Here is a 25,048-nt window from a genome sequence, read left to right on the forward strand (position 1 = left end):
CCCCGGATGTGCCGATTTCCGGCTGAAACTTGTCAGATGTGAAGAATTTCCGCTCCGGTTCAGCCCCGACGTCTCCTAGCTCCGTGACAGGGTGCGCAATTCCAGCATCCGGTGGAAGATGAAACTGTAGCCCTCCACATCCCGGCGCATCGCGACATCCAGCGTCGGATGCCACAGCAGGATGATCGGCATGTCCTCCTTCACCATCCGGATCATGCGGGCCACATCGGCCTCATACGTGGGCCTGTCGGTTTCGAACCGCGCCTTTTCCACCAGCGCCGCGAATTCCGCGTTCTGATAGTTGCCGAAGTTCCAGCGCGTCGTGCCGGTATAGAAGATGCGGAAGAAGTAGTCCGGATCACGCAGGAATGCGATGGAGGCTTCGAAATAGAAGGGAACCCTCTTCTCCTGCAGCAGGGTGCCCAGCTGGCCGGAGGGCACCTTCTCGATCGCCACGCGGATACCGATCTTGCCAAGCGCATCCTGCAACAGGAGCGCCACCGGCTCCGCCACGCTCGCCTGCGACAGGTCGTAGGAGAAAGTCGTGTCGAACCCGTCCTCCAGCCCCGCTTCCTTCAGCAGCGCCTTTGCCCGTTCGGGGTCCGTCACGGTGCCGAGCGGCTGGGGGAACGACAGGTCGCCCTCCGGCGCCGGGCCGAAGAGCGGGGCGCCCCGGCTGAAGAGGGCTGTGCGGAACATCTCCTCGTAGGGCAGGGCGTGGGCGATGGCCTGCCGGACACGCACATCGTCAAAGGGCGCGATGCCGCCGTTCATGCCGATGAACTGAAAGGCGGCGGTAGGCATCCCGGCGACCTTCAGTTCCGGCTCCTGCTGCAGGCGGGGCACATCGGGGGCGGGGATGTCTTGCACGATATCCGCATCCCCCTTGCGCAGTGCCGCGAGGCGGGTTTCCGGCTGCGGGACCGTCTGCCACAGCACGCGGCGGATACCGGGGAGCGGGCCGCTTTTCCAGTCATCGAACCGCTCGAACAGCACCCGCTCACCCAGAGCCGCATCCGCCACCCGAAAGGCGCCGCCACCCGCCGGGTTCATGCGCAGCCATTCGGAGGCGAAGGGATCGGCCTCGGTCGCGTGCTGTCGGGCGAGAGCGGCGTTGACGATGATCGGATAGGTAAGGGCGAGGTTCGGCAGCGTCAGCCGGTCCGGTTGCGGAAGGTCGATGCGGAAGGTGTGGCTGTCCACCACCACGAATTGCGCGGGATCGGTCAGGGAGCCGGTGGCGAACTGCGACCGCCCGATCGGGCTGGCCAGAACGCGATCGAGCGAGAATTTCACATCCTCGGCGGTGACGGGCGCTCCGTCGTGGAAGGTGGCGTCGGGGCGCAGCCGGAACAGGATCTGCCGCCCGTCGGCGGACACCTCGTAGCTTTCCGCCAGCTCGGGCCGGATATCGTAATAGTCGAAGCTCGCGAAACCGTCTGGCTCCGGCTTGTAGCCGAATGTCAGCAGCCGGTCATAGACGTTCCAGGTGATCTGCAGGGCATTGCGGTTCACTCCGGCGGAGAAGCTGTCGAAGGCATTGGGCGCGCCTTCCGACAGGACGCGAAGATCCTGCCCGCGGCTTTGCGCCATCGCCCATTTGGCGGGCAGAAGGGCGGCACCCGTTCCCATGGCGAGCGTGGCAAGGAAGTGGCGTCGGTCCATGTGTCCCTCGTGAGATTGGCCGCCCTGTGGGCGCTGCTGAACTGCGGCTCGATTTTATGTGCAATGTCGTCAGGGAGTAAGATCGCAAAGACCGCGTGGCTCATTTCAGTTGCCAGCGCGGGCGCACCGGCCTCTCTCCCTGCCGAGGGTCGCGGTGCATGGTGGTGAAGCAGGAGCGGGAACTCATGCTCGGCACGGGCGCAAAGGCCCCGGCCAGCGGTGCTGCCGCCGGATTGCCGGACGGGCGCTATCTGGCCGGGTTCAGGGCAAACCATCTGCATCTGCCCGCGCCTGGGGGGAGAGCGCCAGCATCCGCCGGCCAAGGGTTTCCGCCGTTCTGCCGAAGGCTTCCAATGGGAGCCGACGCTGGGGAGAAGCGAAACCGATCCCAGACATGAAAAAGGCGCGGGCTGACCTCGCGCCTTTCCGTGTTTCGCCGTCAGCGGGTGAACTTCTTGTACTTGACGCGCTTCGGTTCCGCCGCGTCCGGGCCAAGACGGCGGATCTTGTCGGCCTCATAATCCTCGAAGTTGCCCTCGAAGAACTCCACATGCGCATCGCCCTCGAACGCGAGGATATGGGTGCAGAGCCGGTCGAGGAAGAAGCGGTCGTGGCTGATGATGACGGCACAGCCCGCGAATTCCTCGATCGCCGCCTCCAGCGCCTGAAGCGTCTCGACGTCCAGGTCGTTGGTCGGTTCGTCGAGCAGCAGCAGGTTGCCGCCGGATTTCAGCAGTTTCGCCATATGGACGCGGTTGCGTTCACCGCCCGACAGCAACCCCACCTTCTTCTGCTGGTCCGCGCCCTTGAAGTTGAAGGCGCCGACATAGTTGCGGCTGCTGATCGTCGCGTCGCCAAGATGGATCAGCTCGGCCCCGCCGGAGATCTCCTCCCACACGTTCTTCTCGGGGTCGAGCGCGTCGCGGGACTGATCCACATAGGACATCTTCACCGTGTCGCCGATGGTGACGGTGCCTTCGTCCGGGGTCTCGTTGCCAGTCAGCATCTTGAACAGCGTCGATTTCCCCGCGCCGTTCGGGCCGATCACGCCGATGATGCCGCCCGGGGGCAGGGTGAAGGACAGGTTCTCGATGAGGAGCTTGTCGCCCATCGCCTTCTTCAGCCCCTCGACCTCGATCACCTTGCCGCCCAGACGGGGGCCGTTCGGGATGACGATCTGGGCCTTGCCCACCCGATCCTTGACCGATTCCTCCACCAGCTTGTCATAGGCAGAGATACGCGCCTTCGATTTCGCCTGACGTGCCTTGGCGCCGGCACGGATCCACTCCAGTTCCTTCTCCAGAACCTTCTGTTTGGCCTTGTCCTCCCGCGCCTCCTGCTCCATCCGCTTGGCCTTCTGCTCAAGCCAGTTGGAGTAGTTGCCCTCATAGGGAATCCCGCGACCGCGCTCCAGCTCCAGGATCCAGGAGGTGATGTCGTCGAGGAAGTAGCGGTCGTGGGTCACGCAGAGGATCGTGCCCTTGTATTCGATCAGGTGCTTTTGCAGCCAGGCGATGGTTTCCGCATCGAGGTGGTTGGTCGGTTCGTCCAGCAGCAGCATGTCTGGCGCTTCGAGCAGCAGCTTGCAGAGCGCGACGCGCCGCCGCTCCCCGCCCGAGAGGGTGCTGACATCGGCGTCGTCCGGCGGGCAGCGCAGCGCTTCCATCGCCACATCCACCTGGCTGTCCAAATCCCAGAGGTTCTGGCTGTCGATGATGTCCTGAAGTTCCGCCATCTCCTCCGCCGTCTCGTCGGAGTAGTTCATGGCAAGTTCGTTGTAACGGTCGAGGATGGCCTGTTTGGACTTCACCCCCTCCATCACGTTGCCGCGGACGTTCAGTTGCTCGTCGAGTTGGGGCTCCTGCGGGAGATAGCCGACGCGTGCGCCCTTGGCGGCCCATGCCTCACCGGTGAAGTCCTTGTCGATCCCGGCCATGACGCGCAGCAGCGAGGATTTCCCCGCGCCGTTCACGCCGACCACGCCGATCTTGACCCCCGGGAGGAAGTTCAGGCGGATATTCTCGAAGACCTTCTTGCCACCCGGATAGGCCTTGGAGACGCCATCCATGTGATACACATACTGGTATGAAGCCATTTCCGTTCCCTTCGTGGCGCTTTGCCCCCATCTAGGCGAGATGCGGGCAAAGGACAATCGCGGAGCGGGGGCGGGACGCTGGGAAACCGCAGCCGTGCCGCATGGCCGTTCCGCCGCGGCTGTTGGACGACTGTCACCCCGCGACCGCATGTATCAGCCACGTGACGCCGCTTGTGGATTGTGCGGGAGAAGGCTGCTAGGAGGCGATGCGTCCAGCGGAGACCTCCGTTTGTCCATCTACGGCTTTCCCCATGCCCGCCCGGGGCAGAAGATCGGCTTGCTCGGCGGTTCCTTCGATCCGCCGCATGCGGGCCATGTCCATATCACGCTGGAGGCGCTGAAGCGGTTCCGGCTCGACAAGGTCTGGTGGCTTGTCTCGCCGGGCAATCCGCTGAAGCGGGAGGGACCGGCCCCTCTGGACCGGCGGATGGAGGAGGCGGGGCGCGTCATGCACCATCCCCGCGTCGTCATCACCGACCTGGAGGCGCGGCTCGGCACCCGATATACGGCGGAGACGCTGAAGCGGATGCAGGCGATCTATCCCGGTGTGGATTTTGTTTGGCTGATGGGGGCCGACAACCTCGCCACCTTCCATCGCTGGGAGAACTGGCGCTGGATCATGGACCATGTTCCAATCGGGGTCTTTGCCCGGCCCGGCAGCGGTATCGCGGCGCGTACCTCACGGGCAGCAAATCGCTATGCGGGCTTTCGCATTCCGCCCACCGAAGCCGGGCGCCTGGCGCGAACACATCCGCCCGCGTGGTGTTTCCTCGACATTCCGATGCGGCCGATCTCCTCATCACAGATTCGTGCGCGTGGGGACTGGCGGCGATGAGAGGCGCTTGCGGGATGCGTGCCGGTGGATTTAACTCCGGCCGATGACCCGTTCTCCCTCTCTCAGCCGGCGCTCCCTGCTGGCGCTTCTTCTCGCCGCGCCTGCCGGGGCGGCTTGCGCCCGCGCTCCGGAGACGGCGGTGCGTCCGCCTTCGCGGCCGGGGCCTGCCGATCTCGACGCCCTGCTTGCCCGTGCGCGCTTGGGGGCAGAGGTATCCTTCATGCTCGCCGATCCGGCGACGGGGGAAGTGCTGGAGGCCCGCGATCCGACGGCCGCCGTCCCGCCCGCGAGCGTTTCCAAGACGATCACGACCCTCTACGCCTGGGAGACGCTTGGCTCCGCTCATCGCTTCGCCACCCGTCTCCTCGCCACGGGGCCGATTCGCGACGGCGTGGTGCAGGGCGACCTGATCCTTGCCGGGGGCGGGGATCCCATGCTCTCCAGTGACGATCTGGGCGACATGGCGGAGGCGCTGCGGCAACAGGGTGTCCGCGGGGTGACGGGCGCGTTCCGCACCTGGTCGGGCGCGCTGCCCTATGTGGAGCAGATCGACCCGGCCCAGCCCGCGCACGTCGGCTACAACCCCGCGGTCTCGGGGCTCGATCTGAACTTCAACCGGGTGCAGTTCTTCTGGCAGCGGCAGGGCGGCGGGATCACCACCCGGATGGAGGCGACGGGCGACCGCTTCCGCCCGCAGGTCAGGATGGCACGGATGCGTCTGGCTGACCGCGACACTCCGCTGTTCACGTTCAGCGGCGGCAACGGCACGGATGACTGGACGGTCGCGGCGCGCGCGCTGAACGCGAAGGGTAGCCGCTGGCTCCCCGTCCGCTCTTCGGCAGCCTATGCGGGAGAAGCGTTTCGCACGCTGGCCGCGCAAAGGGGGATCACGCTCGGGCCGCCCGTGCCACTTGCGGGCGCGGTGCAAGGTACGGCGCTGGTCACGCATTCGAGCGACGACCTTGCCGCGATCGCCGCCGACATGCTCAAGTTTTCCAATAACTTGACGGCAGAGACGCTGGGTCTGACCGCTACGCTGGCGCGCGGGGGCAAGGCGGGATCGCTCGCCAGCTCCGCGGGCGAGATGTCGGCTTGGGCACGGGCGCGGTTCGGCGCCGCGGGGATAGACCTCGTGGATCACTCCGGCCTTGGCGGGGAGTCGCGCGTGACGGCCGCGGCCATGGTCCGGGTGCTCTCCGGCGGAGGGGTCCTGCCGACGCTGCTGCGCCGCTACGACCTGCCCGCGGGCTTTGGCCGGGAACCACACCCCGTGGAAGTGCGGGCCAAGACGGGGACGCTGAACTTCGCCTCCGGCCTTGCGGGTTACATCCTGACACCCGGCCGGCCGCTGGTCTTTGCGATGTTCATGGCCGATCTGGACCGCCGCCGCGCCCTCTCGCGCCAGGAGCGGGAAAACCCGCCCGGTGCACTGGAATGGACCTCTCGCGCCCGCCGGTTTCAGCAGGAACTGCTTGCCCGCTGGATCGCTGTCAGCACCTGAGCCACGCTGTCAGAGTTGGCGGTAGCGCGCCCGGGCACCGTATTCGATGGCAGCGGCATGGAGCCGGTCGATATCCAGTTCGTGGCGCATCTCCTGCAACAGCCGCAGTTCTGTCTGACGCGTGGCGCCATCGGTCGCGGACACATCGCAGGCGAGCGCATAGGCCGTCTCGCGCAGGCGCTCGGGCAGGTAGCGGCGGATTAGGCCAAAGAACGCGTCCAGCCCATCCTCTTCCTCGAACAGATCCAGCACTACGCTGGAGACGAAGCTGATCCGGTCCCGGTCGTAATTCGCGAAAACCGGCAGATGGCCGACGATGTCCTGAATGGTCAGCAGTTCCGAAATCGGCATGTGCTGATCGGAGGCGGAGACAGCAACCATGACCGCGACGAGGCAGTCCTGCGGTGTCATTCCAGCGTCGTTCTCGGTCTTGGTAGCCACGGGGGGTGCCTCCCTCGATTCGGGTTGCGCATTGCTTAGAGAGGCGGCTTCTGCCCGGCAAGAGGCGGAGGCACCGCACCAAGGGATGCTTGACCGGAGCGCGGTGACGCGACATTAGGGTCTTTCCCCCGCGGGCAGGCCTGCGGGGCAGCATTTTGACCCAAGCGCCTGCGCCGCGATCCGGGCCCGCGCCCACGTGGCCAGGGCACCTTCTGTCCGAAAGGAACGATCCCATGAGCGCTCTCAGAGACGCCGCGATGACTTCAAAGGCCTGGCCCTTCGAAGAGGCCCGCCGCCTGCTGAAGCGTTATGAGAAGGCGCCGCCGGAGAAGGGCTACGTCCTGTTCGAGACGGGCTACGGCCCCTCCGGCCTGCCGCATATCGGCACGTTCGGAGAGGTCGCGCGGACGACGATGATCCGCCGCGCCTTCGAGGTGATCTCCGACATCCCCACCCGGCTCATCTGCTTCTCCGACGATATGGACGGGATGCGGAAGGTACCGGAGAACGTGCCAAACCGGGAGATGTTGCAGCGCAACCTGCAGCGCCCGCTAACGGATGTGCCCGACCCGTTCGAGGAATATCCCTCCTTCGGCGCCCATAACAATGCGATGCTGCGCCGGTTCCTCGACACCTTCGGGTTCGAGTATGAATTCATTTCGGCCACCGAATTCTATAAGTCGGGTCAGTTCGATGCGACGCTCCTGCGCGCGGCGGAGCGGTATGATGCGCTGATGAAGGTCATGCTGGCCAGCCTGCGGGAAGAACGCCAGCAGACCTATTCCATCTTCCTGCCGATCAGTCCCAAGACCGGCCGTGTGCTCTATGTCCCGGTGGAGGTCGATGCGGGCGCCGGAACCGTGACCTTCAAGGACGAGGATGGCGAGGTCACCACGCTGCCCGTCACGGGGGGCAATGTGAAGCTGCAATGGAAGCCCGACTTCGGCGCCCGCTGGGCCGCGCTCGACGTGGACTTCGAGATGTACGGCAAGGATCATTCCACCAACACGCCGATCTACGATTCGATCTGCGAGATTCTGGGCGGGCGGAAGCCTGAGCATTTCACCTATGAGCTGTTCCTGGACCAGAACGGCGAGAAGATCTCCAAGTCAAAGGGCAACGGGCTCACCATTGACGAATGGCTGACCTATGCGTCCACGGAAAGCCTTTCCTACTTCATGTTCCAAAAGCCCAAGACGGCGAAGCGGATGTATTTCGACGTCATCCCCAAGGCGATGGATGAATACCACCAGCAGCTCCGCGCCTATCCGGCGCAGGATCTGGCCAAGCAGGTGGACAACCCCGTCTGGCACATCCACGGCGGCACGCCGCCCGAAAGCCATATGGTCGTGTCCTATTCGATGCTGCTGAACCTTGCCTCTGTCGCCGGGGCCAGCGACAAGTCCGGTCTGTGGGGCTTCATCCGTCGCTATGCGCCGGACGCCACGCCGGAGAAGAACCCCGATCTGGACGCGGCGGCGGAATACGCCGTGCGCTATTTCCGCGACTTCGTGAAACCGACGCTTGTCTTCCGCCGCGCCGAAGGCAAGGAGGTCGCCGCGCTCGAGGATCTGCGCCGCCGTCTTTCCACCTGGGAAGGCGGCCAGGATGCGGAAGCATTGCAGACCATGGTCTTTGCGGTGGGCACCGACCACGGGTTCGAGCCGCTGCGGAGCTGGTTCTCCACCCTCTACGAAGTGCTGCTCGGGCAAAGCCAGGGTCCGCGCTTCGGCGGGTTCATCGCGCTCTATGGCATCCACGAGACGATCACCCTGATCGACAGGGCGCTCGCCGGCGAACTTGCCGCGTGATCAGCCCAGATCTTCGGCCGTCAGCCGGAAGGCACGGCCGAAGCCACCGTTGAGCGAGGCCCCCGTGGGGGTGAACACCACGAAGCGGAAATCCGGCAGATCGACATAGAGCGTCGACTTCGGACGCAAGGCGAGCCAATGCGCCCGGAGCGCCTCATGCTCTGCCGTCCCGCGCGCGATGAACCGAGCGGTGGCTGAGAGCGAGAGGCGCGGATGGGTGAGCGGGTCGCCCTTCGCACCCGGCTCGCCGATGAGCAGGCTCGCACGCGGATCCGCAGCCAGTGCGCGCGTATGGAGAGCAAGGCCTGAGACAAGGCTCACCGGAAAGCCCTCCGGCGTGGTGGCGAGCGCGACCCGGCTCACCTGCGGACCTTCCTCCGCCACCACGGCGAGCGCGGCGAACCGCGCGGCGTCCATCAGGCCGCGCGCCAGCGCGCGTGCCTCATCGTCGGTGGGGCGCAGGATATCCTTCGCTTCGGCCATATCGTCTTCCTCTCGCCGGACCCGTTCTTGCACGGTGTATTCGCCTGTCTGGGCTTGCCGGGGGGCTGGCGCGACTCGTCCCGTTATCCGCGCGCTCCCGGTTTGGCGCAAGTCGCCACGCTACGGTTTTTCTGCGAGACAGCGGCACGAGGGAGGAAATGAACATTCATAATACTGAATTGATGTGGAAAATTCATGCCGCAACGCAGAGGATTTACACATATCCATTTCCGTCGTGAAGAAATTTACAGAATTTTCGCGCTATGAAAAGGGTTTACGCCTTCGTTTACTTGGGATTACACTCCTGTGATTGGCGAGGTCCGGAGGGGCTGGCGAAAGCCGGTGGACGCGCGATCCTGAGGAGGAACAATGTCGGCTCAGACAAAGGCGCAGCATGCGCAGGAATCGGAGACTCATGTCCCGTCGGCGGATTTCGTGGCGCAATCCCATGTGAACCCCGACCGGTACGAAGAACTCTATCGCGAATCCATCGAAGACCCCGATGCCTTCTGGGGCCGGGAGGGTAAGCGGATCGACTGGATCGAGCCGTATACCAAGGTAAAGAACGCCGACTTCACCTTCGGAAAGGTGTCTATCAAATGGTATGAGGACGGGGTGCTCAATGCCTCCGTCAACTGCATCGACCGGCATCTTGCCACGCGTGGCGACCAGACGGCGATCATCTGGGAGCCCGACGATCCGAACCAGCCCGCGCTGCACATCACCTACAAGGAACTGTCGGAGAAGGTGAACCGCTTCGCCAATGTCCTGCTCAGCCAGGGCGTGATGCGGGGCGACCGTGTAGTGATCTACCTGCCGATGATCCCGGAGGCCGCCTATGCGATGCTCGCCTGCGCGCGGATCGGGGCAGTGCATTCGGTGGTTTTCGCCGGCTTCTCGCCGGACGCTCTCGCCAACCGCATCAACGATTCCGGCGCGAAGGTGCTCATCACCGCCGACACCGCCCCCCGTGGCGGCAAGCGGACGAACCTGAAATCCAACGCCGACATGGCGCTGCTCCATTGCTCCGACCGCGTGCGGTGCATGGTCGTCAAGCATACGGGCGACCAGACGACGTGGGTGGATGGGCGCGACGTGGATGTGAAGGCGTTGATGGAGCACGCCAGCCCCGACTGCCCGCCGCGGCCGATGGGGGCGGAGGACCCGCTGTTCATCCTCTATACCTCCGGCTCGACTGGCAAGCCGAAGGGGGTCGTGCACACCACGGGCGGCTATCTCGTCTATGCGGCGATCACCCATCAGGTGACCTTCGACTATCACGACGGGGATGTGTTCTGGTGCACGGCCGATGTGGGCTGGGTCACCGGGCACAGCTACATCCTCTATGGCCCGCTCCTGAACGGCGCAACGACGGTGATGTTCGAGGGTGTTCCCACCTATCCCGATGCCGGGCGCTTCTGGGCCGTTTGCGAGAAGCACAAGGTAAGCCAGTTCTATACCGCCCCGACCGCAATTCGCGCCCTGATGGGCCAGGGGCCGGAATGGGTGGAGAAATACGACCTTTCCTCCCTCAAGCTGCTTGGCACCGTGGGCGAACCCATCAACCCGGAGGCGTGGCACTGGTATGACAGGCACGTCGGCAAGGGCGCGCTTCCCATCGTCGATACGTGGTGGCAGACGGAAACCGGCGGCCATCTCATCACCCCGCTCCCCGGCGCGATCCCGACAAAGCCCGGCTCCGCGACAAAACCGTTCTTCGGTGTGAAGGCGGTGGTGCTGGAGCCGGAAAGCGGCAAGGAAATCGACCGGGTGGAATGTGAGGGGGTGCTCTGCATCGCCGAAAGCTGGCCCGGACAGATGCGCACCGTCTATGGCGATCATGAGCGGTTCCAGGAGACCTATTTCCAGCAGTACAAAGGCTACTACTTCTCGGGCGACGGCTGCCGGCGGGATGCTGACGGCTATTATTGGGTCACGGGCCGGGTGGATGACGTCATCAACGTGTCCGGGCACCGGATGGGCACCGCCGAGGTGGAAAGCGCGCTCGTGGCACATCCCGATGTCGCCGAGGCCGCTGTTGTCGGCTTCCCGCATGAGATCAAGGGGCAGGGCATCTACGCCTATGTCACGCTGATGAACGGGGTCGAGGCGACGGATGAGCTGCGCAAGAAGCTCGTCCAGTTCGTGCGCACAGAAATCGGCCCGATCGCCAGCCCGGACGTGATCCAGTGGGCGCCGGGCCTGCCGAAGACACGCTCGGGCAAGATCATGCGCCGCATTCTCCGCAAGATTGCCGAGAACGACACCGGAAGCCTCGGCGACACCTCCACCCTCGCCGACCCCGCGGTGGTGGACGACCTGATCGACAACCGCGCCAACAAGGGATGAACATGGACACCGCGACCCACCCCGCCGCCCCGCCGGTTCTCATCCTGCTCGGCCCGCCGGGTGCGGGAAAGGGAACCCAGGCCCGGATGCTGGAGGAACGCTTCGGCCTCGTCCAGCTTTCCACGGGCGACATGCTGCGCGCCGCGGTTACCGCCGGAACGGAGGCAGGCCGTGCCGCGCAGGCGGTGATGGAAGCGGGTGGCCTCGTCTCCGACGGGATCGTCCTCTCCGTGCTGAACGAACGGCTGTCGGCACCGGATGTCGCGCGCGGGGTCATTCTCGACGGCTTTCCCCGGACGGAGGGTCAGGCCGCTGCGCTGGACGCTCTGCTCTCGGAGCGGGGACAGCGCATCGACGCTGTGGTGGCGCTCGATGTCGATGACGCCGCCATGGTCGAGCGTGTCGCTGGACGCTACACCTGCGCCAATTGCGGCGAAGGCTATCACGACAGCTTCAAGACCCCGGCGGTGGCCGGGACTTGCGACAAATGCGGCAGCGGCGATTTCAAGCGCCGCGCCGACGACCGTGCCGAAACTGTGGCAGCGCGGCTTGCCGCCTACCACGCGCAGACGGCACCGCTGATCGCCTATTACGACCGCCGGGATGTGCTTGAGCATATCGACGCGATGGCCCCGATCGGGGATGTCGCGGAGAGCCTCGTGCGGATCGTGGAGCGTGTATCGGCCTGACGGAAGGCATCCGGCCCGGGGGAGGGGCCGGATGGCGGCGTTTCGCCGGCTACCTGACGAGCAAGAAGGGACAGCGATCCCCTCCGTCGCAGCTGTGCTGCGGTGGGTTCGGAACGCATGTCTCCGATGAATTCTGCATGCCACGGAGGAGGAAACAGATGGCGATGGCAGATACCACGGTGCGCGAGCGCGCCCGTCCCATGACGCGGGAGGAGAAGAAGGTCATTCTGGCTTCTTCCGCAGGAACGATCTTTGAATGGTATGACTTCTACCTTTACGGGTCGCTCGCCGCGATCATCGGGGCGCAGTTCTTTTCGGCCTTTCCAGAGGCGACGCGGAACGTCTTCGCGCTGCTGGCCTTCGCGGCCGGCTTTATCGTACGGCCCTTCGGCGCGCTGGTCTTTGGCTCTCTGGGCGATCTGATCGGGCGTAAATACACCTTCCTGATGACGATCCTCATCATGGGGATTTCGACCTTCATCGTGGGTGTGCTGCCGGGCTACGAGGCGATCGGGGCTGCTGCGCCCATCATCCTCATCATCCTGCGCATGCTGCAGGGTCTGGCGCTTGGCGGCGAATATGGCGGGGCCGCCGTCTATGTTGCCGAACACGCGCCGCAGGGACGCAGGGGTTTTTACACGAGCTGGATTCAGACGACCGCGACGCTTGGCCTTCTGCTGTCGCTCATCGTGATCCTGATCACCCAGAGCGTGGTGAACAACAACTTCCCGGCGGTGCCGCAGATCCTGAACGGTCAGCCGGTTCTGAACGCCGACGGCGTGCAGGTCATGCTCGACCCGTTCCGCGCCTGGGGCTGGCGGATCCCGTTCTTGGCCTCCATCCTGCTGCTGGGCATCTCGCTCTATATCCGGCTCCAGATGGAAGAAAGCCCGGCCTTCAAGAAGATGAAGGAGGAGGGCCGCGCCTCCAAGGCACCGATGCGCGAAGCGTTCGGCAACTGGAAGAACGGCAAGGTCGCGCTGATCGCGCTGTTCGGTCTGACAGCCGGTCAGGCAGTGGTGTGGTATTCGGGGCAGTTCTATGCGCTGTTCTTCATCAACAACGTGGTCAAGGTCGATACATTCACCTCGAACGTGCTCGTGGCGTGGTCGCTTATCCTCGGCACCGCGGGCTTCGTGTTCTTCGGGTCGCTCTCCGACCGGATCGGACGCAAACCGATCATCCTCGGCGGCTGTCTGATTGCGGCGATCACCTATTTCCCGGTGTTCGAATTCCTCAGCAAGACGGCAAACCCGGCGCTCTATGCCGCGCAGGAAACCCCGGTCACGGTGACCGCTTCGCCGAACGACTGCTCGTTCCAGTTCAACCCGACCGGCACCGCGAAGTTCACCTCGTCCTGCGATGTGGCCAAGGCGATGCTGGCGAAGAACTCCGTCAACTATTCGACAGTGGACGCGCCGGCCAACGCGCTCGCCACGGTGGATATCGGCGGCACGGTGATCTCTTCCTATGACGCCTCCGCCCCGGATGCGGCGGAGCAGAAGAAGGCGTTCGAGACGGCGGTGAATACCGCGCTGCGCAGCGTGGGCTATCCGCTGACGGCCGCAGAAAATACCACGGTGGCGAAAGCTGCGCATTTCTTCGACATCTTTACCGCGCAGAAGCTCACGCTCGTGCTTATCCTGACCTATCTCATCGTGCTGGTGACGATGGTCTATGGTCCGATCGCGGCCGCGCTGGTCGAACTGTTCCCGACGCGTATCCGCTACTCCGGCATGTCGCTGCCGTATCACATCGGTAACGGCTGGTTCGGCGGCCTGCTGCCGGCAACGGCCTTCGCGATCAGTGCACAGACCGGAAACATCTACTCGGGCCTGTGGTATGCCATCGTCGTGGCGCTGATGACGGTGGTGATCGGGGCGATCTTTGTGCCGAACACGCACAAGCGGGATATCTTCTCGGACCGCGACTACCAATAAGGTCCGTTCGCTCGGACAGACGGCGCGGCGGCTCCGGTCGCCGCGCCTTTTCGTTCAGGCGAAGGGATCGCGCGGGTATTCCACCCCGGTGAGGTAAAGGCCCTGTGGGGGGGAGACCGGTCCGCAGGCGGCCCTGTCCCGAGCCTCCAGGGCCTGCGTCACATCTTGCGGCGTCCAGCCGCCTGCACCCACGCGCTCCAGCGTCCCCACCATGGAACGGACCTGATTGTGCAGGAAGCTTCTTGCGCGGAGGTGGAAACGGTATTCCGTCCCGCCGGGATAAGGCAGCACCTCCAGATCGAACTGGTCCAGTGTCTTGACCGGCGAATTCGCCTGGCAGAGCGTGGAGCGGAAGGTGGTGAAGTCGTGGCGTCCGACCAGCCGCGCGGCCCCCGCCCGCATTCTCTCCGCGTCCAGCTCCTGCCGGACCTGCCACACCAGCCCCGCGTCATGGGTGACGGGCGCACGCCGGGAAACGAGGCGGAAGGTGTAGCGCCGCTCGAGGGCGGAGAAGCGGGCATGGAAATCCCCGGCGACCGCCGCGACCGCCACGACGGCTACCGGGGCAGGCTTCAGGTGGTGGTTTAGCGCCTCCATCAGCCGGAACGGCTGCCACGCGCGTTCAAGGTCACAATGTGCCACCTGTCCTGTGGCATGAACGCCGGAATCCGTCCGGCCCGCCGCGCCGATGCCCGGCGCCTCCGCCTCCAACCGACGGAGAGCGGTTTCCACCGCCTGCTGCACGGACGGCTGGCCGGACTGGCGCTGCCACCCGGCGAAAGGCGCGCCGTGATACTCGATTTTCAGGGCATAGCGTGGCATGCCCGCCATGTGACCCCAAGCGGAGCGTTTCGCAAGCCCTACACAGCGCTCGGTTCCGGCCCTATGTTTGCAGAATACGCGAAAGGGAGCGGCAGTTGGTTCTTGGCAGGATTGCGGATGGCGTCTCGCGGAGCGTCGAATCTCTGGGCGCGACCGTATCGGAGGCGTTCTTCGAGCCTGTGATACGTCTGGGGGTTACCGGGCTGGCGCGGTCGGGCAAGACGGTGTTCATCACCTCGCTGGTGGCGAACCTGATGGATCGCGGGCGGATGCCACAATTCACCCCTGCCGCTTCGGGCGCGATCAAGGCTGCATGGCTTCAGCCGCAGCCGGACGATACGATTCCGCGGTTCGACTATGAGTCACATATTGCCGCGTTGAGCGGCGATAACCCGCGCTGGCCGGAGTCGACGCGCTCCATCTCTCAGCTCCGCCTGTCCTTCCGAGTGCAGCCGACGGGTTTGTTGGGCGCGATGTCGGGGCCGCGGACGGTGCATCTGGATATCGTGGACTATCCCGGCGAATGGCTGCTGGACCTCGGGCTGATGGACAAGACCTATGCCGACTGGTCCGCGGAAACCCTGCGGCGGCTCGAAACGCGGGAGGAGGGCCGCGCGTTTCTGGCCCTGCTCGATGGTACCGACGCAGGCCAGAAGTTCGACGAGCCGACGGTGAAGACGCTGGCCGAATCCTTCACCGCCTATCTTCACACCGCGCGGGAGGCGGGCTTTTCCGACTGTACGCCGGGCCGCTTCCTGCTGCCGGGGGAGATGGCCGGCTCTCCGGTGCTAACCTTCGCCCCTCTCCGTCCCCCGGAGAAGGACGTGCGCGGCAGCCTCTGGCGCGAATGCGAGCGGCGGTTCGATGCCTACAAGCGGGAAGTGGTGAAGCCCTTCTTCCGTGACCATTTCGCCCGGATCGACCGGCAGGTGGTGCTGGTCGATGCCCTCGGTGCGATCCATTCCGGCCCGCCCGCGGTGGAGGATCTGCGGCAGGCGCTGGCCGATATCCTCGGCGCTTTCCGGCCCGGTCGAAACAGGTGGCTCACCTCGATGCTGGGTGGCAGACGGGTGGAGCGGATCCTGTTCGCCGCGACCAAGGCGGATCACCTTCACCATTCCCAGCACCCGAGGCTCACCGCGATCATGGAGGCCCTGGTGCGGGAGGCGCGGGACCGGGCGGATTTTTCCGGCGCCCGCACTGCGGCCATGTCCATCGCCTCTATCCGTGCGACGGTGGAGGAGCGGATCGACTGGCGCGGCCAGATGCTGGACGCCGTGCGGGGAACGCTGCTCGGCTCGGGTCGGCAGGCGGCCTATTACCCCGGCGAATTGCCGGACGATCCCGCCCGGCTGCTGTCTCCCGCGCGGGAGGGGGTGAAGAAATGGCTGGATGCGGATTACGAGATCATGAACTTCGCGCCCCCCAGACTGCATCTGCGCCCCGGAGAGGGGCCGCCCCATATCCGCCTTGACCGCGCGGCGGAGTTCCTGATCGGAGACCGGCTGTGAGCGAGACCCCGCGCAAGGGCGTGCTGATCGAATATGCCGACGATGACCGGCCGGAAGTCACGCCCGCTTCCGCCCCGCCGATCATGGACGATCCGGACGCCGACCTTCCCAGCGGGCAGGCGATGCGGACGATGGCGGTGCTGGCCTCCAGCCGCCCCTCCCGGCTGGCGAAGTTCTTCTGGACGATGCTGGTCGCGCTGATCGGCTTTGTCGTGACGCTCGCCACATGGGATTACATCACCGGCCTCATCCAGCGGAACCCGACACTCGGGACCATCGCGATGGTGCTGGTCGGGCTGTTCTGTCTCGCGCTGTTGCTGCTCATCGCCAAGGAGTGGGTGGCCTATCTGCGTCTCGCGCGCCTTGATCACGTGAAGGTGGAGGTGGAAAAGGCGCTGGCCTCCGGCGATCTGTCCGCCGCGCGCAAGGTGGCCGACGACGTGGTTGCGCTCTACGCAGGCCGCCCCGAAATGCGCTGGGGGCGGGAGCGATATGCGGCCCGGCGGGAGGAACTGCTGGACGGCGACGGCCTCATCGATCTGGCGGAGGTGGAGGTGTTGGCCCCGCTCGACAACGCTGCCCGGCGGGAGGTGGAGGGAGCGGCCCGGCAGGTGGCCGTGGTCACCGCATTCGTCCCGCTGGCGTTGGCGGATGTGCTGACGGCGCTCGCCGCCAACCTGCGCATGATCCGCCGCATCGCGGAGATTTATGGCGGGCGGACCGGTTTCTTCGGAAGCTGGCGGCTCTTGCGCACCGTGCTGACGCATCTCGTGGCCACGGGCGCGGTCGCTGCGGGAGACGATCTGATCGAGCCGCTGGTCGGCGGGGGGCTTCTGTCCAAGCTGTCGCGCCGCTTCGGCGAAGGGGTGGTGAACGGCTCACTCACTGCGCGGGTCGGGGTTGCCGCAATGGAGGTCTGCCGCCCGCTGCCCTTCCGCCGCGCGCCGCGGCCCAAGGTGGCAAACCTCGTCAGCCGGGCGCTGACCGGGTTGTTCGACCGCAAGTGATCCGCAAGCCGGGTGTGGACGGGGCCGGTGAGCGGTTCTATAAGCGCCCCATGAATGCGAAGCTGGCACGCAATTTCCGAATTACCGGCCCGGCTCTCTGACCTGTCAGAGACGCCGGGGACATGGGTTTTCGACCCGCGCCGACATTCCCTCCTCTGACCGGACCGTTCCGATGACCGATACGCCTGCCGAGACCGCCGACACCACCGCGGAGACCGTTGACTACCGCGACACCGTCTTCCTGCCGAAGACCGAATTCCCGATGCGTGCGGGCCTGCCCGCGCGGGAGCCGGAATGGCTGGCCCGGTGGGAGCGGATCGGTATCTATGACCGCCTGCGGGAAAAGACGGGGCGCGCGTCCTTCGTGCTGCATGACGGCCCGCCCTATGCGAACGGGCATCTGCATATCGGCCACGCGCTGAACAAGACGCTGAAGGACTTCATCGTCCGCTCGCAGCAGATGATGGGCAAGGACAGCCGCTACGTGCCGGGCTGGGACTGTCACGGCCTGCCGATCGAATGGAAGATCGAGGAGCAGTACCGCGCGAAGGGCCTGAACAAGGACGACGTGCCCGTGGTGGATTTCCGCCGCGAATGCCGCCGTTTCGCGGAAGGATGGGTGGATATCCAGCGCGAGGAGTTCAAGCGTCTGGGCATCACCGGCAACTGGGCCGATCCCTACCTGACCATGGCCTACCATGCGGAGGCCGTGATCGCCGAAGAATACATGAAGTTCGTCATGAACGGCTCCGTCTATCAGGGATCGAAGCCGGTCATGTGGTCCCCGGTCGAAAAGACCGCGCTGGCCGAGGCGGAGATCGAGTATCACGACCACACCTCCCACACGATCTGGGTGAAGTTCCCGGTGGCTTCCGGCTCCGATGATCTGGCGGGCGTGCCTGTCGTGATCTGGACCACTACGCCCTGGACGATCCCGCAGAACCGCGCCGTGGCCTTCAACCCGGAGATCGCCTACGGTCTTTATGAGGTGAAGGAAGCCGCGGAGGACAACTGGGCGAAGCCCGGCGACCGTTTCTTGCTGGCCGACAAGCTGGCGGACAGCGTGTTCACTGCCGCGCGGATCGACCGGGCGGAGCGGTTGCGCGATGTCACGGCAGAGGAGCTGGACAGCCTGATCCTCTCCCACCCGCTCCGCGGTGTGGAGGGCGGCAAGGGCGAGTGGGATTACGACGTGCCCATGCTGCCGGGCGATCATGTCACTGACGATGCGGGGACAGGCTTTGTCCACACCGCGCCCAGCCACGGCGATGACGACTATCAGCTCGGGCTGAAATTCGGCCTGCCGATGACCTACAACGTGATGGAAGATGGCTCCTACCGGGCCGACCTGCCGCTGTTCGGCGGGGAGTTCATCATCACGCCGAAGGGCAAGGAAGGCGGCGCGAACAAGGCTGTCATCGACAAGCTGGTGGAAGCTGGCGCGTTGATCGCGCGGGGGCGGATCAAGCACTCCTATCCGCATAGCTGGCGGTCCAAGGCCCCGGTTATCTACCGCAACACCCCCCAGTGGTTCGTGGCGATCGACAAGCCGCTGGACGACGGCAAGGGCACCTATGGCGATACGATCCGTCAGCGCGCCCTGACCTCCATCGAGGAACTGGTGACCTTCACGCCGGTGTCGGGGCGCAACCGGCTGCACTCCATGATGGAAACGCGGCCGGACTGGGTCCTGTCGCGCCAGCGGGCCTGGGGCGTGCCGCTCACCTGCTTCGTGAAAAGGGGCGGGAAGCCCACGGATGCCGATTTCCTGCTCCGCGACGCGGAGGTGAATGCCCGCATCGTCGCGGCCTTTGAGGCCGATGGCGCGGATGTCTGGTTCGAGGACGGGTTCAAGGAAAAGGTGCTGGACGGCCTTTACGATCCGGCCGCCTACGAGCAGGTCAGGGACGTGCTGGACGTGTGGTTCGACAGCGGGTCCACCCATGCCTTCGTGCTGCGCGACCGGCCCGACGGCACGCCGGACGGCATCGCGGATCTGTATCTGGAAGGCACGGACCAGCATCGCGGCTGGTTCCACTCCTCCATGCTGCAGGCCTGCGGCACCATCGGGCGGGCGCCTTACCGGGGCGTGCTGACCCATGGCTTCACGCTGGACGAGAAGGGCATGAAAATGTCCAAATCGCTCGGCAATACCGTGGTTCCGGCAGAGGTCATCAAGGAATACGGCGCCGATATCCTGCGTCTCTGGGTAGCGCAATCTGACTTCACCGTGGACCAGCGGATCGGCAAGGAAATCCTGAAGGGCACCGCCGACAGCTACCGCCGCCTGCGCAACACGATGCGCTTCATGCTCGGCAATCTCGACGGCTGGGACGAGGCGGAACGCATCGCGCCGGAGGAGATGCCGGAGCTGGAACGCTGGGTGCTGCACCGTCTCGCGGAGCTGGATGGCGAGGTTCGGCGCGGCTATGACGCCTATGACTTCCAGGGCGTGTTCCAGAAGCTGTTCCAGTTCTGCACGGTCGATCTGTCGGCCTTCTACTTCGATATCCGCAAGGACGTGCTCTACTGCGACGGCGTGGACAGTCTGCGCCGCCGTGCCGCGCGTACCGTGCTCGACATGCTGTTCCACCGTCTGGTGACATGGCTCGCTCCGGTGCTGGTCTTCACGATGGAGGATGTCTGGCTGTCGCGCTTCCCCGGCGAGGAGTCCTCCGTCCATCTGCAGGACTTCCCCGAGACGTCTGCGGCCTGGCAGGATGCCGCGCTCGCCCGCAAGTGGGAGGAGATCCGCCGCGTACGCCGCGTGGTGACGGCTGCGCTTGAGATCCAGCGGCAGGAGAAGGTGATCGGCTCCAGCCTGGAGGCTGCTCCCGTCGTCCATGTGCGCAACCCGGATATGCAGGAGGCGCTGAAGGGCGTCGAATTCGCCGATGTCTGCATCACCTCGGAAATCTGGCTGACGACCGATCCGATCCCTGCCGAGGCGTTCCGCATGCCGGAGATCGAAGGCGTGGGCGTGGTCTTTGAACATGCGGACGGCGGCAAATGCGAGCGCTGCTGGAAGATTCTGCCGGATGTCGGCACCCACAAGCATCCGGGCACCTGCGCCCGCTGCGATGCCGTGCTTGCCTGAAGCGGGCGCGTAACGCGCGGGAAAATACAAAGGGCGCGGTTTCCGCGCCCTTTTGCATACCCCTCAACGAGTGCCGGTCAGGGCGGAGAGAAGCGCCCGGGCCGTTCCGTCATCTGCTGCACGATCCCGGCGAGCAGGAGATAGGCCGTGGTGATCGCCAGCCCCCATTGCACAGCGCTGGAGGGCCAGAAATCCACCCAGGCGCTCCACCCGGCCAGTGCGACCCAGAGAAACGCCACCGGGCGTGTCAGCGCGGACCACCGCTTCGTCCGCATCGGGTGGACGAATTTCAGCGGCGCAAACATCAGCACCGCCAGAGCGATGACGATGGCAAGCACGATCCAGAAATCCGGCTTCAGCGCAAAGAACACCAGCACCACCATGTTCCAACAGGCGGGGAAGCCGGAAAAGGAGTTGTCCTTCGTCTTCATCCTGCTGTCCGCGAAATAAAGCACGGAGGCGAAGTTGATGACGATAATCGCGCACCAGCCTGTCCATCCGGGCAGGATCCCGGAGGCAAAGAGCGCATAGGCCGGGATGAAGACATAGGTCAGGTAGTCGATGATGAGGTCGAGCAGCACCCCGTCGATGATCGGCGCCTTTTCCCGCACGTCGTAACGGCGGGCCAGCGGGCCGTCGATCCCGTCCACGATGAAGGCAACGACCAGCCACAGGAACATGGTGTCCCATTTGTGGTCGACAGCCGCCAGCATGGCCAGCGTCGCCCAGATTGCGCCGGTGGCGGTGAAGAGATGGACCATATAGGCGCGAGCGGTGGTGATCATGGCAGTCCCGTGACGTTCGCTACCGGTCATCGCCCATATTTCCCTCGGGCGCAACGCCGGGACGCGTGCGAGGGCCTTCTCCCTCGTCTCATCCGGTGGGGAATGCCCGGCAGCGGGGCGCTTCGCTACTCTGCTTACGAGACATGTCGGAAAGGAAGGGGTGTGATCGGCGCTGGCTCGCGGGCGTCGGGAGGGGCTGGATCAGAGGAGGACGCGGGCTCGGTCGCTGCGTGACGCGCGATACGGCTCTGGCGGGCCATTTGTCTCTTTGATCCCACGGAAAGCGCTCATCGGCCGCCGGCAGATGTCGGCGGAGCGGCGCGCTTGCGGGAGGTTTCGCCGTGACCCACGCGGAAAGGGTTTGCGGGGCGCCCATGGCCCTCGCGAGCGGGTAGAACTCGGCGGAATCGGCGGCGATCATGCGGGACGGTTTGCGGAAGATTCGTTTCCTTCATGGGCGAGACATCCCGTCTGCGTCCATACGCAGAGGCAATAGGCTGCCGGCATCCGCACGCACTGGCTCATCTCCGACATGCGCCCCCGATCTACGCAGCTATGCCTCGTCGGCGCGATCAGGCCGCACCGCGATTACCCGACCGCAGAGGCGCGCGATCGCCCTCATTGACAAGAAAATCATCGCCGCTCGGGGCGAGAGGGAGCCGCCCCTTGTGTTTCGGCGCGCCGTCCAAGGCGCTGCTGGTGTCGGCGAATCGGTGCGAGGTGGTGGAATGTCAGGCTGACCCTCCGGCGGCCGGACGACTGTCTCGCATGGAGACAGGGCAGTGTAGAAGCTGCCCCGTCCAGGCGCGCGCGCCTCCGCCGCCTCTTGCGGGGCCAGCCCTCTGCTGTCCGAGCAATCACCGCCCGAAAACGCCGCTTTTCCTTTGCTCAGGCCCGCGGATGAGTATTTTCGTAGACCTCCATCAGCCGCCGCGCATCCACGGCCGTGTAGACCTGCGTGGTGGAAAGCGAGGCGTGGCCCAGCAGTTCCTGTATCGCCCGAAGGTCGCCCCCCGCGTTCAGGAGATGCGTGGCGAAGGAGTGGCGGAGCGCATGCGGCGTGGCGGTTGCGGGCAGGCCCATCTGGTTTCTGACCCGTTCCATCGCACGGGCGATCAGGCCGGGGTTGAGCGGCCCGCCGCGCGCGCCCCGGAACAGAGGCTCCTCCGCTGGGACAGCAAAGGGAAGCAGGGCCACATAATCCGCCACCGCCTGCCGTGCCGCGGGCAGGACCGGAACAAGACGCTCCTTGTTGCCCTTGCCAATGACGCGCAGCGTCTCGCCCAGCGGGGCATCGCGACGGCGCAGGGACAGCGCCTCGGAAATCCGCAGGCCACAGCCATAGAGCAGCGTCACCACGGCGGCGTCGCGGGCGCCGAGCCATGGCTCCTCATGCTGCACCTCCACCCGGTCGATGACGGAACGGGCCGCCTCCTCGCTCAATGGGCGGGGGAGGCGGGCCTTGAAGCGCGGCGGGCGGATGCTCAGGACCGCGGTCGGCTCGAACCCCTCACGCTCGGCCAGCCAGCCGTAGAACGTCTTGACCGCCGTGAGCGCCCGCGCAAGCGAACGGGCCGAAAGGCCGCGCCCGCGCTCATGCGCCATCCAGGCCCGCATGTCGGAGCCGGTAATCCGGGCGAGGGGGGCCAGACCTGCCGCGCCGCCGTGATGGGTGGCAAGAAACGTGAGAAACCCCACCACATCGCTGCGATAGGCGATCACCGTGTTTTCCGCCGCGCCTTCCACCCCGCGGAGGCGGGTGAGCCATTGCTCCAGTGCATCCCTGATCGCCGGGGAAAGCAGGCTCATGCCAGCCAGCGGCGCATCATCCGCTCAAAGGCACCTGCCAGGAAGGTGAGGAGTTCCGTCCCGTGGCTCGACCGGAAATGATTGGCGTCGGAGGAGCCGAGGGCCAGCAGCCCCGGTAGCCGTCCAGGGCCGAGATCCAGCAAAAGCAGGGCTTCGGAGAGGATGGCCGCATCATCATAAAGCTCGCCCGAATCCTGAAGCGGCCGCAGCGTCACCGGTTTGGCGCGCCCGCGCCGCCCTGTGGAAACGTAGGCGTCGCAAAAGCCTGCGGGTGCGATCTTCAGGACGGGCAGGGGTCCGGGCGTTTCCGCCTCCACCTCCGCCTCGATCACAAGGCGCAGGCTGTCGAGGCGGAGAATCTCGCGCGCTTCCTCCTGCAATATGGCGAGAAACTCACCGAAGTCCCCCGGCTCCAGCAGTTTCAGCACGGCGCGCTGCACGATCCGGGTGCCGGCGAGGTTGTCATAGGCGGCGGCGATGACGTGCCGATGCGTATCCTCGAGCCGGTCGAGTTCGGATTCGAGCCGCTCCATCGCGACGCTGCGCAGGTCTATCACATTGGGACCGAGCGCGCGGTCATTCGCCGCGATGAGGGCGCGCATCAGATCCCTGTCTTCGAGAATGAGTTCCGGTTCCGCAAGAATACGTTCGCGCAGTTCCTGTGCCGTATTATCCGCCATGGCTGCCCTCTCGGTTTTTGTGCCGACTATGGCGGTGCGGCGGGAGGGCGGCAACGCGGGCGGTCAGGCGCCGTCCAATTCTTCCAGCGCGCGTGACATTACGGCCAGAGTGAATGTGGCATCCGCGCCATCCTCCAGCAACCATGCCGAGGAAAGCGCCGTTCCCGCCACGATCCAGCGGAGAAGGCGACGGCGGTCGAACCCGCCGTCACGGGCGACGATGGCCAGGCGCGTCTCGAATATGCCGGGCCTCAGCGCGACGGGATGGCGGGGATCGGCAAGATCGGGATTGGTGAAGAGCCGGACGTGGTCGAACGCCCTGTCGCCCTCGATACCCTTCGGATCGATGGCGAGCCACCCCGCGCTGTCGAAGTCGAGCACGTTGCCATGATGCAGATCGCCGTGGAGGGGCAGGCGCTCTCTCTGATCGGCCAGCGCCTGCCGGGCGACTTCCGCCCCGAGCGCCAGCCTCGGATCGGTCGCAAAGCGCCACAGCCCGGCGAACCACGTCTCGAGCCGGACAAGTGCAGGTGCTCCGGCGCGCGGGCGGTGAAGCCGGGCGAGCACCTCGCAGAGGGCAGTCGTCGCCGCGGCGTCCTCTCCCGTCCGGGACATGTGGAGAAGCGAGCGGGTGCCGATGGCGCGCGCCATCAGCAGGGCGTCGCCATCCCAGGCCAGCACCGGGGCCGCGCCTTCGCCGTCCCACCACGCCATCAGGGGATAACCCCCGCGCTCCTCGTCCGACTGCGTGACCTTCAGCATCGCAGGCTGGCCAAGGTGTCGCACGGGCAGAAGCCTTGCGCATGGTGTCTCGATGACGGGCCCGTCGGGGATCAGCCCCCAACGCGCCAGCCAGGGATCGAAACGGGTCAGAGGATCTTCTGCCCTGTTGCAGCCCAGTCCTTGTTAAACTGATCGAGGCCCTTTTCGGTCAGCGGGTGGCTGGCGAGCGCCTTGATGACGGCCGGGGGTGCGGTGATGACATCGGCCCCGATCTTCGCGCATTCGGTGATATGGTTCACCGTACGGATGGACGCGGCCAGGATTTGCGTCTCGAACCCGTAATTGTCATATATGTGCCGGATGTCGGCGATGAGATCCAGGCCGTCGATGTTTATATCGTCCAGGCGCCCGATGAAGGGCGAGATGAAAGTGGCCCCGGCCTTGGCGGCGATCAGCGCCTGGTTGGGGGAGAAGCAGAGCGTCACGTTGACCATGAACCCTTCGTCCGAAAGCACCTTGCAGGCCTTCAGGCCCGCCCAGGTCAGCGGCACCTTGACCGTGATGTTCGGCGCGATCTCGGCGAGCTTACGGCCCTCGGCGATCATGTCGTCCGCGTCCTGTGCGACGACTTCGGCGGAAACCGGACCGGAGACGATACCGCAGATCTCCTTGGTCACTTCAAGGATGTTGCGGCCGGATTTCAGGATGAGCGACGGGTTGGTGGTCACGCCATCGACCATGCCAAGCTCGTTCAGCTCGGCGATGGCCGCGACATCGGCTGTGTCGACGAAGAACTTCATCACGG

19 protein-coding genes are annotated in these 25,048 nt (G+C 65.4%); 9 read left to right on the forward strand and 10 right to left on the reverse strand.

What is annotated here, in order from left to right; genetic code table 11:
- Positions 1 to 75: 75 nt before the first annotated feature.
- Both CN97_RS04020 and ettA read right to left on the reverse strand, forming a co-directional pair.
- Entirely contained in the window at positions 76 to 1,665 is a 1,590-nt protein-coding gene (locus CN97_RS04020) for an ABC transporter substrate-binding protein (RefSeq protein ID WP_035707544.1), read from the reverse strand.
- 439 nt (positions 1,666 to 2,104) lie between these two features.
- Entirely contained in the window at positions 2,105 to 3,760 is a 1,656-nt protein-coding gene (gene ettA / locus CN97_RS04025; protein WP_035707547.1) for an energy-dependent translational throttle protein EttA, read from the reverse strand.
- Positions 3,761 to 3,989: 229 nt separating this feature from the next.
- Between ettA and CN97_RS04030 the strand changes: the two genes are divergently transcribed.
- Together CN97_RS04030 and dacB are read left to right on the forward strand one after the other, a co-directional pair.
- Entirely contained in the window at positions 3,990 to 4,595 is a 606-nt protein-coding gene (locus CN97_RS04030) for a nicotinate-nucleotide adenylyltransferase (protein WP_242685206.1), read from the forward strand.
- Between the two features lie 43 nt (positions 4,596 to 4,638).
- Positions 4,639 to 6,096 (forward strand): D-alanyl-D-alanine carboxypeptidase/D-alanyl-D-alanine endopeptidase, encoded by a 1,458-nt coding sequence (gene dacB / locus CN97_RS04035; protein WP_035707550.1) that lies wholly within the window; start codon positions 4,639 to 4,641, stop codon positions 6,094 to 6,096.
- 9 nt (positions 6,097 to 6,105) lie between these two features.
- Here dacB and CN97_RS04040 read toward each other — a convergent pair whose 3' ends face one another.
- Positions 6,106 to 6,507 carry a tellurite resistance TerB family protein gene (locus tag CN97_RS04040; protein ID WP_035707552.1) on the reverse strand — a complete coding sequence of 134 codons (402 nt, stop codon included), beginning with the start codon at positions 6,505 to 6,507 and terminating at the stop codon, positions 6,106 to 6,108.
- 263 nt (positions 6,508 to 6,770) lie between these two features.
- On the opposite strand from CN97_RS04040, the gene CN97_RS04045 reads away from it, so the two are divergent.
- Positions 6,771 to 8,348: a lysine--tRNA ligase gene (locus CN97_RS04045; protein WP_035707554.1), complete on the forward strand. Its 1,578-nt coding sequence runs from the start codon at positions 6,771 to 6,773 to the stop codon at positions 8,346 to 8,348.
- Here the strand turns inward: CN97_RS04045 and CN97_RS04050 are convergent, their stop codons facing one another.
- Complete coding sequence (locus CN97_RS04050) at positions 8,349 to 8,831, reverse strand: HugZ family pyridoxamine 5'-phosphate oxidase (protein WP_035707556.1); 483 nt, start codon at positions 8,829 to 8,831, stop codon at positions 8,349 to 8,351.
- Between the two features lie 369 nt (positions 8,832 to 9,200).
- Here CN97_RS04050 and acs point away from each other — a divergent pair, with 369 nt between their 5' ends.
- The 3 genes from acs (at position 9,201) to CN97_RS04065 (ending at position 13,809) form a co-directional block, all read left to right on the forward strand.
- Positions 9,201 to 11,180: an acetate--CoA ligase gene (gene acs / locus CN97_RS04055; RefSeq protein WP_035707559.1), complete on the forward strand. Its 1,980-nt coding sequence runs from the start codon at positions 9,201 to 9,203 to the stop codon at positions 11,178 to 11,180.
- Entirely contained in the window at positions 11,177 to 11,869 is a 693-nt protein-coding gene (locus CN97_RS04060; protein ID WP_407059728.1) for an adenylate kinase, read from the forward strand. The genes acs and CN97_RS04060 overlap by 4 nt, the downstream gene beginning before the upstream one ends.
- A gap of 158 nt (positions 11,870 to 12,027) precedes the next feature.
- Complete coding sequence (locus tag CN97_RS04065; RefSeq protein WP_242685207.1) at positions 12,028 to 13,809, forward strand: MFS transporter; 1,782 nt, start codon at positions 12,028 to 12,030, stop codon at positions 13,807 to 13,809.
- A 54-nt stretch (positions 13,810 to 13,863) separates the two neighbouring features.
- On the opposite strand, the gene truA is transcribed toward CN97_RS04065, so the two are convergent.
- A complete protein-coding gene (gene truA / locus CN97_RS04070) occupies positions 13,864 to 14,631 on the reverse strand; it encodes a tRNA pseudouridine(38-40) synthase TruA (RefSeq protein WP_035708308.1) in 768 nt (255 codons plus the stop codon).
- Positions 14,632 to 14,726: 95 nt separating this feature from the next.
- On the opposite strand from truA, the gene CN97_RS04075 reads away from it, so the two are divergent.
- The 3 genes from CN97_RS04075 (at position 14,727) to ileS (ending at position 20,246) form a co-directional block, all read left to right on the forward strand.
- The gene (locus CN97_RS04075; RefSeq protein ID WP_035707565.1) at positions 14,727 to 16,142 is read left to right on the forward strand and encodes a YcjX family GTP-binding protein; all 1,416 of its coding nucleotides are present in this window, start codon (positions 14,727 to 14,729) and stop codon (positions 16,140 to 16,142) included.
- The gene (locus CN97_RS04080) at positions 16,139 to 17,149 is read left to right on the forward strand and encodes a YcjF family protein (RefSeq protein WP_035707568.1); all 1,011 of its coding nucleotides are present in this window, start codon (positions 16,139 to 16,141) and stop codon (positions 17,147 to 17,149) included. Before CN97_RS04075 ends, CN97_RS04080 begins: the two co-directional genes overlap by 4 nt.
- A gap of 172 nt (positions 17,150 to 17,321) precedes the next feature.
- Complete coding sequence (ileS, locus tag CN97_RS04085) at positions 17,322 to 20,246, forward strand: isoleucine--tRNA ligase (RefSeq protein ID WP_035707571.1); 2,925 nt, start codon at positions 17,322 to 17,324, stop codon at positions 20,244 to 20,246.
- A 77-nt stretch (positions 20,247 to 20,323) separates the two neighbouring features.
- Here the strand turns inward: ileS and CN97_RS04090 are convergent, their stop codons facing one another.
- The 5 genes from CN97_RS04090 to fsa form a co-directional block, all read right to left on the reverse strand.
- Positions 20,324 to 21,061: a CDP-alcohol phosphatidyltransferase family protein gene (locus tag CN97_RS04090; RefSeq protein ID WP_248700067.1), complete on the reverse strand. Its 738-nt coding sequence runs from the start codon at positions 21,059 to 21,061 to the stop codon at positions 20,324 to 20,326.
- An 858-nt stretch (positions 21,062 to 21,919) separates the two neighbouring features.
- On the reverse strand, positions 21,920 to 22,840 hold the full coding sequence (locus CN97_RS04095; RefSeq protein WP_035707574.1) for a tyrosine recombinase XerC: 921 nt from the start codon (positions 22,838 to 22,840) through the stop codon (positions 21,920 to 21,922).
- Entirely contained in the window at positions 22,837 to 23,520 is a 684-nt protein-coding gene (locus CN97_RS04100) for a DUF484 family protein (protein ID WP_035707577.1), read from the reverse strand. The genes CN97_RS04095 and CN97_RS04100 overlap by 4 nt, the downstream gene beginning before the upstream one ends.
- Positions 23,521 to 23,583: 63 nt before the next feature.
- Complete coding sequence (locus CN97_RS04105) at positions 23,584 to 24,393, reverse strand: aminoglycoside phosphotransferase family protein (RefSeq protein ID WP_051910942.1); 810 nt, start codon at positions 24,391 to 24,393, stop codon at positions 23,584 to 23,586.
- Positions 24,390 to 25,043 (reverse strand): fructose-6-phosphate aldolase, encoded by a 654-nt coding sequence (gene fsa / locus CN97_RS04110; RefSeq protein ID WP_035707584.1) that lies wholly within the window; start codon positions 25,041 to 25,043, stop codon positions 24,390 to 24,392. The genes CN97_RS04105 and fsa overlap by 4 nt, the downstream gene beginning before the upstream one ends.
- Positions 25,044 to 25,048: the final 5 nt, after the last annotated feature.

The organism is Haematobacter massiliensis (assembly GCF_000740795.1).
Classification (GTDB): domain Bacteria; phylum Pseudomonadota; class Alphaproteobacteria; order Rhodobacterales; family Rhodobacteraceae; genus Haematobacter; species Haematobacter massiliensis.